The organism is Exiguobacterium sp. FSL W8-0210, from assembly GCF_038006045.1.
In the GTDB taxonomy this organism is placed as follows: domain Bacteria; phylum Bacillota; class Bacilli; order Exiguobacteriales; family Exiguobacteriaceae; genus Exiguobacterium_A.
In genome coordinates this window covers 1-16011 of the sequence record NZ_JBBOUK010000004.1, presented here as the reverse complement: position 1 = coordinate 16011, position 16011 = coordinate 1, and the positions used below count along the sequence as shown (strand labels likewise).

Here is a 16011-nt window from a genome sequence, read left to right as displayed (position 1 = left end):
ATCAGTTTTTCAAGAATGGTAGTATGAACTTCCTTCTTCTCCTAGGTTCTCTTGCATCTTTATATACAGGAATATTCATTAGCTTAGAAAGGCTATTTAAGCCTTGGATAAATGCACCATCTATATCATCGGTTGAATTTAAAAGAAGTTGGCTTTTTAACGATCTTTTATAAATAATCTCTGGATCCAAAGCTGGTAAAAATACATGATTTTCGAATCCATTGTTGCTTGCAAATTCATTAGAAATCAGATCATGGGATTTGTTTATGACGTAGATAATTTCCATGCCTTTTTTACTCAAGGTATTTATTTGTCTTTTCCGCTCTGTACACTCCCAAAGTCCATTAATATCAGGTTCTAAAACTACAATGAGTTTTCGAGCATCTTTTAAAATCTGTGGTCTTTCAAAGTAGCTATCACCAACATCAATTAAATTAAGACCTTGTCTTATCTTTATAAGTAGCTTCAGAAAATCTACATCTGCATCAGAAATTTCTTTATATGTTGTTTTAAGATCCCATTTAATTTTTTTATACTCATAAGGTTGGTAGGGCGAATCGCTTTCTAAATCAATTACGGAACTTGGTAATTCGTAATGTTCACCTGTAGAGTACAAAAAAGTAGGCTTGTTAAAAGGAGATTCGGTCACACGTACATCAAAGTCCAAATCAGCTAAATATTTTGCTAAAGATTGAGTGATCAGACTTGCTCCAGCTCTTCGAGTAAGGTTAACTACAAACCAGCTGTCTGCTTCTACGTTAATAACTTTGGTTTTCACTACTTCTTTGACTACAATTTTTTCTTTGACCTTAATTTCTTTAGAACCACTTGCGACTTCTGGTTCTTCGTCCTCAATAAGCATTTCTGAGCGTTCCATACTACTTTTCCATCTGATTGCATCAGCTAAAATCTTTCTTTCTTCGATTGCTGCTGTTAATTTGTCTTGATTCATTTCATATATTTCTTGATAGTCTGCACCAGTAGGATCTTGAAGGGAGACAATATCATAAACACCAGAATTTATAAGTAAAACTAGCGTTCTATCTCCTACCTGTAGATCAAATCCTGCTAGAATGATTCGAGTGGTTGGCTTATTTAATACAATATTGATTATTCCTTTTACAAGAGCATCTTCAGAAGCACAAGTAAGATCAACTAAAACGTAATTTAGTGTCACTCTCGAGACTTTTATACACTCATTTAGAAACTCGATATCACCAAATTGATCTATAGCCTCAAAAACCAATTCTTCATTAGTTACAGATTTAAATAAATGATGATTGCCTGGACTAGAAATTATTCCGTACATATTGCTCCCCCTTTCGATCAGATAAATTGATTAGGTGCCTCTTTATACTCTTTTAATTTTTTTAAAGTGATCACTTTAATGATTTGAGTGATTGATAGCCCGTAATCTTTAGCGATACTTTCAAGTTCAACTTTTTGATCTAACGTAAACTTGATACAGCAGTTATAGTCTTGTTCCTTTGACTTCATCATCTTGGTCATCCCCTTATTTAACGTCCACCTCCAGCCCCGAATAACTCAAGTTCTTCTTGAGTGACGTCTATTTTCAAATGCAATCTTTTACTTCCTGCAACAAATAGAGCTTCCCCACGTCTACCATCTGCTAGTGTCTGTACCTCTCTTTCAGAGAGCGACATGAGCTTTTGTAACGCTTCGATATCCTTATCCCCTTGACCCATAATGAATTTATAGACCGGGTTATCAATTAACGCTTGGCCATATCTTTGAACTGAAGGATCTAACATATCTACTAGGTTATGAAAAATGGACATTAACCCACCTTCACGTTTACGAATACGTTTAGAAGTGTTGCGTAAAAATTGAAGTGGCTGCGGATGATCTGGATCAGCTAACAAGTATGTTTCATCAACAGCAATAAATACTCGTTCTTCCTTATCTCTACTCACCTCGTCCCAAACCCATCCTAAGATGTTATAAAACTGAGCTCTCATAGTTCGTTCATCTGCTTCAAGTAATTTATTTATATTGAGAACAATGAAGTCACTTTCAGCTTTAATTGTCGTTGCTCCATTCCACAAAAATGAATCTGCACCGATTGCACTTGATCGCAATCGCATCGCTAAAGTTTTCCACTCTTTTTCTGCTTCATCGCTGGACTGTTCATTTTCAGTATTTGTTTTAGAAGCTTCTAAAATTAGTTCGTATAGCTCTTCAAGAGTCGGCCATTCTTCGTTTGATAACGATGTAGGTTCGGTCGTCCAAGTGATACCCTTGCTCTTATAAAGCACTTCCAGAGCTCTTTCTAGTAAAACTTCTTCTAAAACCGTCATGTCTTTTAAGTACATTCTGAAGAATGACCGGAGAACCTGAAAATGTTGTGCTAGAGGTCCACGTTTAGCTTTCCCATCATCTACTTCAGTTTCAAAAAGTGGATCACTTTCTTCATCATCGTCAGCTGGTACTGCTCTGACTTGCAAAGGATTAATGCGACCTTTTGGATCTCCTGCAGCATCAATATACTGTCCTCCAAGATTCTTACACAGATCTCCATATTCATTTTCAGGGTCAATTACGATTACTTTAGATCCTTGAGCCCATTCATTAGCTAATATTTTCTTTACTAAGGTTGACTTACCTACACCAGGTTTTCCGATAACCGTAACGTTACTGTTCGTTCGGTCTGACTGCCGAACCCAAAAATCCGTTAACACAATTCCTCCAGCTGTATCCGTACCCAATAAAATTCCTTTACCGTCGTTCAATCCAGAAAATACAAAGGGGTAACTTGCAGCAGCCGTTTTGGCGGTCATATTTCGTTGTCCAATTGCAGTGATATTTTTCGGTACCATTTCCCATGGAGTGAGTCCCTTTAAGCAATCTTCTTGTCTAAGAATCGGCGTTCGTGCTCTAAGTCCGCCTGCAGCTAACTCTGCTTCAACTCGTCTACATCGGGCTTCTAAGGATTCGTCATTTTCTGCCCCTACTAAGAGAAGAGTAGTTAAATTCACAACACTTTGTTGATCTCTATCAATCTCTTTTAATAACTGTTGAACATCTTTTAGTTGATCTTCTGTACGTTGTTGTTCAAATGGATTTTTGACTTCCATTAGTCGAGAAGATAACTCACCACTAGACCGTCTAATTTCTCTTACAAGTTCAAAAGGATCTGTAGGATCAATTTGAATCGATACTGTCACACCCTCCATATTCGCCACTCGAGATAACCATGCAGCCGAAACCTGGTTAGGATACTGTGTGATGACGTAAGTGCGCGCTACCCGATCTCCCCATACTACTTTTTTTGGCTTAAATTCAATCACCATTGGAGAAATTTGTTCAATCAATGGTGATGTTTGCTCTACCTTTTTTGCCATCTTCACTTACCCTCCACATAGTTAGTAAAATATGGTCCGTTATCTTGTGGCGCTCTCTCATAAGCTGCCTGTTGAGGATTCGAAAAAATAAATAATAGATCTCGGATTTCTTGATTGGTACATAAATGACCGCCTAATCCAGCTGAAGTTAAATTAGCTGCAATCTCTTTTGTTCTTCGAATCAATGAATTCTTTTCATACTCTGGATTCGTCGAAATATCTCCTTCGAGTAAAAGATAGAATTGTTGTTCAACTGCTTCACCACCAGACGCCATAATGGCCGCATGTGACATGGCATTACTTAATAGTCTTTTCTTCATACCAATTGGTTCTTGTGATTGTTTTACCTTCAGTTGTTCAATGAAACCATCCAAATCTACGGGTCTTGCGATTGAAAAGATTTTATACCTTGTGTCAATCCCATTCATGACCTCAAAAAGTTGCCGAATCCTCATGTCCTTTTCGGTTTTAGATAAAAGTGACATGTTTACTGTTCCGACTCTGATAAGTGAAATAACCTTTTGATCTTTTCTTAAAATCAATTGATCATTCACATCAGAAATATTGAACCAATTTTGAGCATTTTGCTTATTACTGTTCATTTCAAGCTTATTTTTTTCTTCAGTCGTTACTTCTTTTCTTTTAAATGTAAAGATGTCTATTCACCTCTATCAAGTTTCGAATATAGATACTTTCTAGGTCTTTTTAGAAAGTCTTTATAGTATTGAACAAACTTTATGACCGATACACCTTCTCTTGGATCTTCGACAATAAGTAAGAATGAAACACCACCAAAAACTAAAACGACCAATGCCTTTACCAAACCTTTTACATCAACAATTAGATCTACTGTTGAAATGATAAGCAGTCCAACTATTCCGGCAATGAGGATTGCGATGATTTCTCGCAATCCTATACCGAAAATTTCGAATCTAGCTTTAATGTTTTTGGGAATGATGTATTTTGTTTCAGTTTGTTGGTTCATCATCTTTTCTAAATCGAAATTCATGATTCACCTCATTTTTTCATGACCATTCTTGAAACTGCCATCATACTAAATTGTTGACCACTGTTTGATCCCATTTTCCCTGTACCTGTAGAGTGAATGTGTTCTTTGAGAATCGTTGGTACTTTAACAGCTACAATTAGTACACCAAAGAACAAACAGAATCCTAATAAGGCTTCTTCTGGACCTTTAAACATGGTCTGTAAAGACTCGAATCCTATTTTTATTAACAATAGCTGTGAAGCTTGTGCTAGCGATATTGCTAGTAGTTGTCTCCACCATGAGGAATACATTTCACTGTTGGGGTTCATTAGAGATACCGCCATGAAACAACCAGCAACAGCTAGAAAAGCCAACTCAGCTGCACGAATTGATGCTTGAATGACAATAATAAACATCAAAATAACAATTGAGATCACCATTACTAAGATAAATAACGGCAAGTATTGTAATGCTGAGAATGCTTTCAGCATATCCTTCAGTGATCCTTTACCTGCTGGACTACCGAAACCGCCACCTTCTAGTTTTGCTACATCTACTGCTAGAGAAGTTCCAAACTTGTAGATAGTGGTTACTATCCATGGAACACTCATAATAACTGCTACCGATTTGATCACACGAATGAGTATTTTTGTTGGGTCAGCAACCTCATCACCAGATTCTTGAAGGATGTAACGGAATAACATCTCTTTTGCTACAACAACAGATAAAAGCGTAATCCCTATTCCTTGGGCGTATATGATCGCATCTACAACAATATCCATTTCTAAAATCTTTATTCCAGATCCACCTATTTGAGCAAGTAACACTAAAATAAAATCGATAGCTCCATCAATCCAGTCTTCAAATAGCGTGTTAATTGCTTTTGAAAGGAATCCGCCCATCTTACGCTACGTAGTACGTTACGATGACCGCGATTAATGACACTGCCGATAGACAGATTGCAAGACCAATGATTACATTCTTCATTTGTTTCTTGATTTCGTTACGTGAACCTGGATCATCTGTCATAGCATATTTGAGACCCAATCCAATCATGATAAACCCTGCTACAGCTCCGGCAATACCAACGACCCATCCACCTGCATCACCTAAAAGTGTTTTCGTGTTTGAGAATAAAGTCGGTGTAGATTTTTTCTTAGCAGCTGCTTCTGCTAAAGGACTTGTAAGGACTAAAACCATCATCGCAAGCGATAGAGTAACTAATGCATTCCAATTCTTTTTAATCTTGTTCCCCATTACATTAATTTGCTTGTTCTTCTTGAAGTTCATCTACTTCAGTTCCTCCTTCTAGTTCTCGAATTTGATCTAATGCTGATTTTTCTTTTTTTACACTTTCTGTTTTGACTTCCATTTCTTTTTCCACTACCTTGATCACCTTAGGTAGAGGTTCGGCATTCCTCCTTTCAATGACTACTGGTTTGTACTTATTGAATTCATTCATAGCCGACCACTCTGATATATCAGGAGCAGTCAACTTGGAAGGAAATTGCCCTGATCTTAATACGAGCGTCATCCCACTTGGCCATCTTTCGATTTCATCAGGTAGAAGTAATGAGCGACTTGTTAAGCTAGTACTTGTCGTTCCACTAGGCTCTAAGTTTTTGTAGTTATTAGATACGCTATTAGTCGAAATGGTATATTTACCTGTTTTCTCTGAAATGGCTTTAGCCGTATCTAAATCAGTTGTTCTTAAGAAAATCCAAACTAAACAGTTCCCTGTAATAGTTTTTGCAGCATCGCCATATGTCGTTTTCAGCTGATTCAAATCTTGAAGAGCTAAAGTGAATCTCATTCCCCGACCAGCTGCTACAGTGATTTTGGTATCAAATTTTGAAATTTGAGGCATATTCCCGAACTCATCCAAGAAGAAATTTACTTGAACGGGTAACCTTCCACCGTAATGATTCGCTTCTTTTACTAATTTCGAATAGAGTTGGTCAATGTATAGACTGGCTAATAAATGTCTTGAAGTCGTTTCATCAGGAATAACTAAGAACACAACGGACTTTACTGTTCCTATATCTTCAAGACGGTGATCATTCTCCTCAGTCATCAAGGCAATGTTTGGGTCTGAGAACAATAACAGATTGGATGCTGCACCACTAAAGAAGCTTCCTCGTTGTCTAGCTGGTGCTAAGGCTGCAACTGTGAAGGCGTCCCTTGCAGGGTGTTCATGATTGAGCTCCATCATTAAATTGTTAAGAGGAATGTATTCTTCAGATGTATCTGGATCAACGATTGGTTGCCCATAATCACGTAACAATCTAAATACAGAAATTAAATTTTGTTTTGCCGGGTTGGTTTCTTCAATCGCTATATACATAATTAGTGCTGTAGTTACTGAAAGCTCACCATTCGCCCAAATTGGATCTCCTTTTCGCTCTTTTTGGAATACGATCATGTAAGCTAAATCGCGCGCACGTTCAGTCGCTAGGGCCATTTGATCTTGTTTCGAGAGGTTCGGATCATTTAGAGCTTCTATGACTGTTTGCATAGGGTTCCATGTGTTGCTCTTTTTTCCTGGATCCCTTAAATCGATTTTTATTACCTTGTATCCTTCACTTTTCAGATATCCACTTGTAAGGTTAAACAGTTCACCTTTAGGATCCGTTATGACCATACTTTCACCAGCTTTACCTGTTACATAAATTGAAGGCATCAACGATTTACGAGATTTACCTGACCGTGTAGAACCTAAAAGTAAAGTATGTGAGGCATCATGAACGTAATATGCTCTTTCGGTTTTGGTGTCCATACCTAGAACCACCCCACCTGACTCAGGACGAGTTCCATTCGTCATGACCCATGTACCATTAGATTTCTGCATTTCTTTATCAGTCGAGAAACGAGCAGTTCCAAACTGTCCTTTACCAGTCGCTTCAGGTCCACCTAACCCTTTTAATTTTTCATTTTTTATTTTTATAGGTCCCATTAAAAATAGAGAAAGTGTAAACAATAAGACTGGTGCTTGAACGTACATAAACAATCTCAATGTCACTTCAGAATCAAGCATTAGGAACCAGGATTCTATAAGATCAACTGAAGAAGCCCATTTTTTAATAGTCTCAACAGGATTTCTATCAATGTACTCAGGAATACGTAAAAGAGATGGAATGAACATTAAATCTGCTATTGCTATTGCTAGCACTACGAATATCTTTGCTTTTAACATGGATCACCTTACCTTTCCCGTGAGTTCTTCCTCTCGTTGTTCTTCTCTTTGATCAATCTTCTACGAAGTCTTCTTTGAGCTTCGTACTCCGATTGGTTGATATCATTTCGAAGCCCTTTAAATGCACCTTTCCATAAATCCGTAATTACACTAATCTGTACATTTTCTTTTGGATAGTTATAAACGTCCTTTAGACCACTTAACTTTAAATCTGAGAGCATATATCTGTACTCTTGTTTAGTAAGCGATACATTCCCTCCGTATCTTTCCATTTCTAAATTTCTGCTGTTTACAGCCTTTACTACAGCCTTAATATTTTTCTCTGGAATCTGACTTTGCGTATTAATGTTCCACTTACTCAATGCTGCAGTAACTTGTTGTTCGTCCATCCCACTTGATATGAGCACTGTAGCTGCTCTGTTTAAAGTGATACGCTCAGTGTTTTTTAGCTCCCATTTATCGTTAAGAGCATTTAAATTGATGATTTTTTGGTTTTTCTGTCCTTTTCGTTCCAGGAGTTGCTTCAAGTCTGGATTTTCTAACGTCACTTTTGACAGATCAATGAGCTTTTGAAGTGACTTGATGTGACTTGGAGATAATGATTCAAGGTTACTCTTATCAACCTTCATCTCTACTTCCCGAAGGACTTTAACTGCGCTCTCCCTGTTTGGGCTAAACTCATATGTGTTCGAGAATGGATATTTCATGTTTAATCCAGATTCATTTGTGAGCTTAGTCCAGACATTTTGTCCGGCCATGAACTTTTGAGTCGCTACTTTACTAAATTGTTGTTCAATCCAGTTAGATTGTGATTCAAACTGTATATTATTTTTCTCTAAGCAATTTTTTAATACGGATAGTTGCTTAGTCGGATCTATATTAGCCTCTTTCATAATAATCAATTGTTTGAACACCGTATTTCTCATGTCATGTTCAGACAAAATCATATTTGAAAGTGCTTGAGTAAGTTCCTTCTTTTCAACTAGTAATTCTAATTTCCGTACAACTTCAAATGGTGGTTCGCTTTTTAAATTCAAGGAACGCTTTAGCATTTCCCACTCCATTTTGTTCATGCTTAATTTCTTACTTAAGTTTGTTGAAGGTGCATCGAGATTAAATTTAGCTTTCAGAAAAGGTGAATACATTGCTAAGTCACTTACTTTAGACTCAACATTGGTTACCTCTACTCTATTAGTGTCTAGAAACTCCTTAAGCGTTATTCCCATCCCGGCGTTTTCTTTCAATTCTTCAAACACCTTAACCATTTCGTTCTTATTCAAGCCCTTATCTAGTAAAAGACTTTTCGTAACTTCAGTTACTTGTTTCTCCAAAGACTTAATAGGAGCTTTAGAATTCAAAAGTGCCTGTTCAAAATCTAGAACGTTTTTTTGCTTTACCTCTACACGATTTGATTTCCGATATAGATCAACCGATTTTAAAATTTGATTTGATAGTCTCTTTTCTAAATCCTTGAGAGCATTATTTGTAGAGTCCTCAATTTTTTGTTCGTCTTTCAAATGAAACTTCGCTAATTTTTGAACGGCTTCAAGATAATTAGACATTTCAGATTTAAACTGTGGTTGGTTTAGTATCCACTTCGAGAAATTATTCAATTCTGTTTTAACCTCTTCAGGCATATACCCGTATGCAAGTCGTCCTTTAGTAGGGATCATCTCTGCAAGTTGATTAAACTCTGCATACACTGCCTTTAGTTGTTTAGGTTCCAGCTTAATTTCATTTGGAATGTCACTCTCTTTTCCGACAAGACTTAGAACACTCTTATCTAAAAGCTGTTTTGCAACTTCACCAATGTTGTCTCTACTTATTGTTTTTAAAATATTTAGCTGTTGTCGTTCCTCTTTAGCAATATGCTTCAGAAAAATATTTCGTACATTTCTCATTTCTTTACGATCTAGTTTTCCTTCTTCTTTTTGAGGGTTTTTCTCCCACATCATTAGATGCACATGAGGATGTCCTAATTCTTCATGGTAAGCTGCTACCCATTTTCCATTGCTACTATTGATGCCCATCTCTTTAAAGACTTGATCGGTTGTAGCACGCATGAATCTTTCCCAATCTCCTTTTTTTTCGAATCCAAGGTTGGCTGCATCATCTCCCCTTAATGAAATTATGTACTGCCAAACAATCCCCTTATGCTTTGATAATTCATTTTGAATAGTAGTAAGTGAAATAATTTCATCTTGGCTTTTTCCAAAAAGTCCATGTGATCCAGGTCTTTCAGATGCATATTTGACATGTCCTGCAGCCGTTTCAGGTGAAAACTCATCTAATACGCTTTTTGTATTATTCATGACTGTTCCTGGTCGAGTTGCAATGTACGTCGCATAATTACGATTCAACTTCTGATTCGTTGCTGTAGGAGTTTTAAACCGCATCTTCACTATCAAAGGAGAATTCATTTAAGACCGCCTCCCATCACTGTCTCAAATGGTTTTTTTAGATCCTCTACAGCCTTTACTCGAGCTTTGGTGTATGAGCTTAGAACATCAAATGTAGTAGCCTCGTCTAAATACTCGATTAGAAGATTTTGGGCTACCCCTGAGAAGATTGCTCCTTTAGACAATAATTTAGCTAGTCGTTCAATTTTAGGATCCAGTGCATTATCGAGAGCCTTCGTTAAATCTGCTACGATGGAGTCTTTTACCGACTCTTTCGTTTCGTTTTCAATGTATTGTAGACACGCTTTTTCAATCAGGTTTGATCGATTAATACCAAACTCTTCTGATAAGTTATCAATCTCTTCCACCACGTTTTCAGGAAGATAAATGTGTACCCTTTTATTCACTGCATCACCTCCTTTCTTCATCTGTCACACTCCCAAACCGTTCTATCAAAACGTTCAAATGAATGACAGCACACGATTTTATAAATCGGTTCATCTTTAGCACACAATCTAGCACACGCTAGATTGGCTCAGTGACAGGCTTTGCCTGGCATCTGTACCAAGACGTGGCACACGTCTCTTATCCTGCCTATTTTTTTGGACCGAACTTAGTCCAAAAAAGGATCGTCACTTGGTTTCTAAGGGACGATTTGGTTTTACAGTTTTAGTTTTTCCCAATGCTCTTTGCAAATCGATCTAAAGCCAATTTAGCTACATCTTCCTGTAAATAAATCTGATCAAGATTTATTGATTCCCCACTTGATCTTACTGAAGGCAACTCTCCGATTTCTCGTTCCTTTGGTAAGGCTACTCCGAATTTATGTGCCCATCCTTCTATAGTCCAACGTTGATTCCCCATAATTCCACTACCTAACTTTTGATGATTTTATTCGATATTCCTAACTATTCAGTGTTCCTTCTAAACTACTGTTAACAAATTTGATAAATACAATAATCGAGATCAAGAAGAAGATCCCTACAATCGTAGAACTTAGAATCGCTAGAACCCTTCCAAAAATGAGCTGAACCATCCAATATGTTGCTTTAACGAACAGGTAACCAATAACTAACGCAATAAGTACATAAAATATCAAAGCGATAGTATACAAATAAAGTCTCACCACCTCAAAGTGTAAAATTACATTATTTATTTGTTCATAGATGACTTTAGATGGATTTACATGGATATTCCATGACTTCTTTATCAGATTAAGGATAAAGAATGGTTTTGTAAAGTCCTAATATCTCATTTTCTTGAATAATTTTCCGATTTACCTACATTTTAAATATTTGTTTTAAACTATATTTAGTTTAATCTAAAACTATAAATATCGGTATTTTATACCTTTTTATTTAGGTTTTTATAATATAAAAGTAAATTCCAATAATTCAGTTATTTAAATGAGCTTAAAAATAGTTTATTTATAAATTTAAAAAGATTATTTATAGTTTTTAATTAGTTTATTTTAAAACTATAAAATGTCTTCAAGAACACTTATAAAGTATTTCTTTTGAGCTTATTTACTACTTTTTGAAGTATCTAACGGAAAAACGCAAATTAGTGAGTTTCCTAAAGTGATTTGTTACTTTTTATGTATTAATCGGAATTTGTTTAAAAATTATGTGTACGTTCAGCAAAAGAAGTCATAAAAAAAAACGCTTAATGCGTTTTTTTTATGACTTCTTTTGCTCTATTTTTTTTATTTCTTCGATTCGTTTGAACATCGTCTCCAGCATCTTGGAATCAAATTTGCTTGCTACAGTATTCTTTTTATTAGTAAATCTCGATGCAGCGTAAATAACAACACCCACGTAGTATCTCTCTCCTTTTTTACGCTCCGTACTGCCTGTTAAGTGAAAGCCAGGAACATACGAATCCTGCGCTAGAAGCGCATAGGATCGTTGTTATCGGCTTGAACAAGGCAGTAGCGGTAGATTAGTGTCTGTCAGCATGAAATGCGCTACAGACACTTCTATGAGCCATAAACCGCCCTGCTTGTGTAAAAAGTTTATTCCATACCTTTTAACATAAGAGCAAGATCATTTATATCTGTACTATTCTTCCTTGAATCATTTCGAGCTTCCTCAGATTTAGAAGGATCATTTTGTTCTTCCTTATTACTAGAGCTAGCTTTAGTACTTTCTTCAGTAGAAACAGTATTAATGAAATCAGATAGTACTTTTCGTTTGTTCTCAATCGCCTTTTCCAAGGGAACATCTTCACTAGAATCCTCTTTTTTTAAGGGATTGCTAGTATCATCTTGCTTCTCTTCAATGATTTTAGATGTGGATTTAGGAATCTCACGAGAATGATTTATTAGATTTGGTGATGGGTAAATTGGAATTTGATTATTCATATAGTGTACTGCTGTTGGATCTGGTAAATCATATGAATCCTTAAGCGTTTGGAGAGCTATTGTAATAAGCTCTCCAATTGCCTGATTTCGGTTAATATTACGCTTTTTCAAGTAATCGTTAAATGCTTCTGTATAAGTCGCATCATTACTAGGTGTGTACGTCAAACCTTCTCCTGGTGATAGGCCAGGCTTATGATTTTTTGCTCTTGCCATATCGATTCACTCCCCTAGTTAATTCACAGCACTTGCTAATTTTTGTTCAAAATAGTTAGCGATCAAGTAAGCACGACTCGTAATGAAAGGTGATTCCCAAATGATTGATGCATCCGGTAACTTGATATCTTCTTCATTTTTAAAGAATTCATAACCAAAGAGAACGCCACCACCAACTAAATAGAAGTGCTCTGCATTGACACCTTTAACACTCCAGTAAGAATCTACTTCTTTCATTACATCTGAAGCGTACGCTTCCATCACTTCTAATGTCTGCTTAGTAAAATCGATGTTACGTTTGCGTCCCCAAGATACTGTGAACTTAGGTGTTTTTCCTTCAACAGCTAGCTTTACACCTGGATAAATTACTTGTTTCATGAACTCTTCACGAGTACGGTATGGTTTCCCATCCTGATCGTTTGCTTTCAACGCCTCAATGATTGATTCAAATTCAGGTAGTTCAAGCACTTTCTCAAGTAACTGATCAACATACGTGTTAGTACCAAGGTTAACGTTTCTTGATGCCACTTTATTGAGTTGACTGTTTTCATATAGGGCTTCATCTAACGTACCAGCTCCAAGATCGGCAACAATATAATTCGCTTCAGGTGAAGTCAGGAGATTTTGATCTTTCGTAGCAACAAGCTCATTAGATTGAATATCGAATGATAGGGAAACACCACTAGTCGCGCCCTCAACCCGAAGCTTTCCACCTGTGATATTCAATACTACTGTCTTCCCTTTAGCAGGACCATCTAAAAACTGAATTTTATGTTTTCCTTTTAGATCTTCTAACGGTTTCTGACCCACTTTTTTATGTTCCTCAATAGGAAGCCCACCAGAATAGTTGATTTCAACTTCGATTTCATTCTCAGGACTTGCAATACTATCCTTTAAGGCTGCAACAGCTAATGACGTTAACGACACAATCTTATGAAGTGAGCTATTATGTTTGTCAGTATCAATTTGTGGTTGTTGCATGTCTGCTTTATCAATAGCATATTGGCCAACATAGAAGTAACTCTTTCTTTGATGCTGTTCCAACGAGTCTGTTTCAATATATACGTGCAACATTTCTTCTGGATTAATCTTATGGTTGCTTGCTTCAGTATGTAACTCGATCACACTTGGAGGAGCTGGAGCAATTACTGAAGGAATCGGAAAAGATACAATATCACCAGATTTCGAATCAATGTAGCTAGTCTTAGTGCTGGTGTTTCCAGTGTCCAATCCTGTAATTAGTGAGTATGTCATATAAATGACCCCTTTCGAATTTGGTTTAAAAATAAACTATCAATAGTTTTATTTAAACTATTTAACAGTCTTTGTTTGCTTACAAGTAAATTATATCACTAATTAACTATAATTTAAACTAAAAATAATTTTAATTTTAGTTTAAATTAAATCTAAATTTAAATTTTAATTACATTAAAAAAAGAGTATTCTTGTTTCCGCAAGAATACTCTAACCAAATTCGAAAAAATTAAAGCGAAAAGAGCTTTAATTCCTCATGTATTCATTTTAACAAAGATAACTCGAAAACAATACCAATTCATACATTTAACTAATAGCGGTTTCACGTGAAACGTAACTTACATTTGTTTTAGTATTATTGATCTTCATAGATCGTTTAGATAACTTAATCGTAGTCTGTTCCATTTGATCTAAAGTCCTTTCTTGAATAGCTGCAGGACAGTAACCAAATTTCTTTATACAAACATTTTCAACCATCCACATTTTTCTTGTCCAAAACTCATAGGTTTTTCCCTGAGAATCAATCGACTCTTGAAACTCACGTATTTCTTTTGCTGTTAAGAGTTCCATATTCTCTTTTAAAAAGTCTTTTGCATTTTTTAAAAGGAGATATGAATCAGAACGGATTAGTCTCATTTCCTTTAAAATAGAGTAAATCATGCTTAATGTCATTGTATTTAATAGCTCATCAACAGTTAATTCTGCTAAATAATCTTCATCTCTTAAGATAATTCCTGTCGTAAAACCGTTTATCTGAGGTCGAGAACCATCTTTGCCTACTTCACCATAAGGACTATTCGGACCAAGGTTAACGTTACAGAACGAACACTTATATATTTCACCCGAAAACAGTTCAACCTTCCCACCACAATAAATACAAGTCTTCATCTCCATGTCTCCCGTCTTTTAATATAAAGCTTTCCGAGGCAACGCCTCGGAAAGTCTCCTTATATCATTTTTTCAGAAACCAAAAGCTTTCGATCTTTCGCAATGCGATATACTAACCAGGTTTCATCGTAAGTCCATTCTTCTAATTCAGACCTCATGGTATTAACAACATTTTCAATAATTTCTTTAGCCGTTTTACACGTTAAGTAAAAGAGGCGTTCCGTTTTTGTTTTTGATTCCCCATATGAATCATAGAAATCACCGTATGTTTTTAGTTCAATCAACGGGCTTCCTAATTTAGATATATCGTTTAGTACATGGTGATTCTTTACATTGTGCATCTTCATATATTCATCGACAGTTAATTTACTCATTGCCTGACCATCTCCTTGTCTTTTGCAATAATAGGGCGGTGAGGATTTTACTCCTCACCGTTCGTTGTTAGAACAATCCTTCAGATTTTAATGAAAGGAAGCCTGTCTCATTATTTACAATCAAATGATCGAGCAATTTGATACCCATCAATTCTCCAACTTCAGCAAATCGTTTAGTTAACTGAATGTCTTCATGACTAGGTCTTAAATCGGCGCTCGGATGGTTATGACAGATTACAAATGAAGCACAGTTATTAAGAATAAGAGGTTTGAAAACCTCTCTGGGCGTAACAATCGAAGAACTAAGCGATCCCATATGCGCTCTGTTAACCATATTGATTTTATTCTTAGTGCTTAAACCGATTACTAGTAGAACTTCGCGATCTTCATCACCGATATAAAACGAAGCTAAATTTGCGACGTCGTTAGGGCTACTAATTGGAGTAGCAATTCGCCCTTTTCGAATCTTAGTTTCTTGAACAATTCTAACTACTTCTACGACTGACTCTAGCATCATAAATGACATTCCTCTTTTCGTTTTTTATGTCTTCGAATTTGGTAAAACTCTTGGTGTTACAAGCTTCCCCTCTCTCACCTCCTATATCTATTATAACACCAAAAGTATAATTTTACACTATTTTTAAACTAAAATTAGTTATTTATTTTACTTTCATCGATAAAGAAAAACGTTCCATCTAACTTTGCTTCAGCAATTAGATTAAGCATATTTTCAATCTTATCTAAAAAATCTTCTTCATTTTCAGATATTTCTTGAGTACACCATAAGTACTGTTTTAGCGAGTCATAATCTGCTTTCAAACAATAATTGATGAATCCTAAGACTGTAATCTCTTGAACTGGTTTCATTGGTTTTCCTCTTTTCGTTTTTGATGTTTTCGAACTTGGTTTTTTCCGTCTTTGTCTCCTCGGGGCGCTTAAAAGGCCTCACTAGGCTTATTTTTGCCGGTTTGGCACCGT

Annotated in this window: 17 protein-coding genes; all 17 read right to left on the bottom strand. The window is 36.1% G+C overall.

The genetic code is table 11. The annotated features are described in order from the left end of the window. Position 1: 1 nt before the first annotated feature. On the bottom strand, positions 2–1309 hold the full coding sequence (locus MKY22_RS17105; RefSeq protein ID WP_341090687.1) for a hypothetical protein: 1308 nt from the start codon (positions 1307–1309) through the stop codon (positions 2–4). Between the two features lie 17 nt (positions 1310–1326). Then, positions 1327–1500 (bottom strand): hypothetical protein, encoded by a 174-nt coding sequence (locus MKY22_RS17100; protein ID WP_156501877.1) that lies wholly within the window; start codon positions 1498–1500, stop codon positions 1327–1329. A gap of 17 nt (positions 1501–1517) precedes the next feature. Continuing rightward, complete coding sequence (locus tag MKY22_RS17095; RefSeq protein WP_341090680.1) at positions 1518–3362, bottom strand: VirB4 family type IV secretion system protein; 1845 nt, start codon at positions 3360–3362, stop codon at positions 1518–1520. Between the two features lie 2 nt (positions 3363–3364). After that, positions 3365–3964, bottom strand: coding sequence for a hypothetical protein (locus tag MKY22_RS17090; protein ID WP_114597416.1), 600 nt, complete (start codon positions 3962–3964; stop codon positions 3365–3367). A gap of 56 nt (positions 3965–4020) precedes the next feature. Further along, positions 4021–4371, bottom strand: a complete 351-nt coding sequence (locus MKY22_RS17085; protein WP_341090668.1) for a hypothetical protein — start codon at positions 4369–4371, stop codon at positions 4021–4023. 8 nt (positions 4372–4379) lie between these two features. Beyond that, entirely contained in the window at positions 4380–5252 is an 873-nt protein-coding gene (locus tag MKY22_RS17080) for a conjugal transfer protein TrbL family protein (protein WP_341090666.1), read from the bottom strand. Position 5253: 1 nt separating this feature from the next. Next, positions 5254–5640 (bottom strand): pilin, encoded by a 387-nt coding sequence (locus tag MKY22_RS17075; protein WP_341090664.1) that lies wholly within the window; start codon positions 5638–5640, stop codon positions 5254–5256. After that, positions 5612–7543: a VirD4-like conjugal transfer protein, CD1115 family gene (locus MKY22_RS17070; RefSeq protein WP_341090662.1), complete on the bottom strand. Its 1932-nt coding sequence runs from the start codon at positions 7541–7543 to the stop codon at positions 5612–5614. Before MKY22_RS17070 ends, MKY22_RS17075 begins: the two co-directional genes overlap by 29 nt. Before the next feature lie 8 nt (positions 7544–7551). Then, positions 7552–9963: a MobP3 family relaxase gene (gene mobP3, locus MKY22_RS17065; protein ID WP_341090660.1), complete on the bottom strand. Its 2412-nt coding sequence runs from the start codon at positions 9961–9963 to the stop codon at positions 7552–7554. Then, a complete protein-coding gene (locus MKY22_RS17060; protein WP_341090656.1) occupies positions 9960–10370 on the bottom strand; it encodes a ribbon-helix-helix domain-containing protein in 411 nt (136 codons plus the stop codon). The genes mobP3 and MKY22_RS17060 overlap by 4 nt, the downstream gene beginning before the upstream one ends. Positions 10371–10611: 241 nt before the next feature. After that, positions 10612–10806, bottom strand: a complete 195-nt coding sequence (locus MKY22_RS17055) for a hypothetical protein (protein WP_341090653.1) — start codon at positions 10804–10806, stop codon at positions 10612–10614. Between the two features lie 1150 nt (positions 10807–11956). Beyond that, the gene (locus MKY22_RS17050) at positions 11957–12517 is read right to left on the bottom strand and encodes a hypothetical protein (protein ID WP_341090651.1); all 561 of its coding nucleotides are present in this window, start codon (positions 12515–12517) and stop codon (positions 11957–11959) included. 18 nt (positions 12518–12535) lie between these two features. After that, the gene (locus tag MKY22_RS17045; RefSeq protein WP_341090649.1) at positions 12536–13771 is read right to left on the bottom strand and encodes a ParM/StbA family protein; all 1236 of its coding nucleotides are present in this window, start codon (positions 13769–13771) and stop codon (positions 12536–12538) included. Between the two features lie 306 nt (positions 13772–14077). Then, positions 14078–14659 (bottom strand): hypothetical protein, encoded by a 582-nt coding sequence (locus MKY22_RS17040; protein ID WP_341090646.1) that lies wholly within the window; start codon positions 14657–14659, stop codon positions 14078–14080. 59 nt (positions 14660–14718) lie between these two features. Next, positions 14719–15033 (bottom strand): hypothetical protein, encoded by a 315-nt coding sequence (locus MKY22_RS17035; protein WP_064300990.1) that lies wholly within the window; start codon positions 15031–15033, stop codon positions 14719–14721. Between the two features lie 67 nt (positions 15034–15100). Beyond that, entirely contained in the window at positions 15101–15550 is a 450-nt protein-coding gene (locus MKY22_RS17030) for a JAB domain-containing protein (protein ID WP_064300989.1), read from the bottom strand. 134 nt (positions 15551–15684) lie between these two features. Further along, positions 15685–15900 carry a hypothetical protein gene (locus MKY22_RS17025; RefSeq protein ID WP_341090641.1) on the bottom strand — a complete coding sequence of 72 codons (216 nt, stop codon included), beginning with the start codon at positions 15898–15900 and terminating at the stop codon, positions 15685–15687. Between the last annotated feature and the right edge of the window lie 111 nt (positions 15901–16011).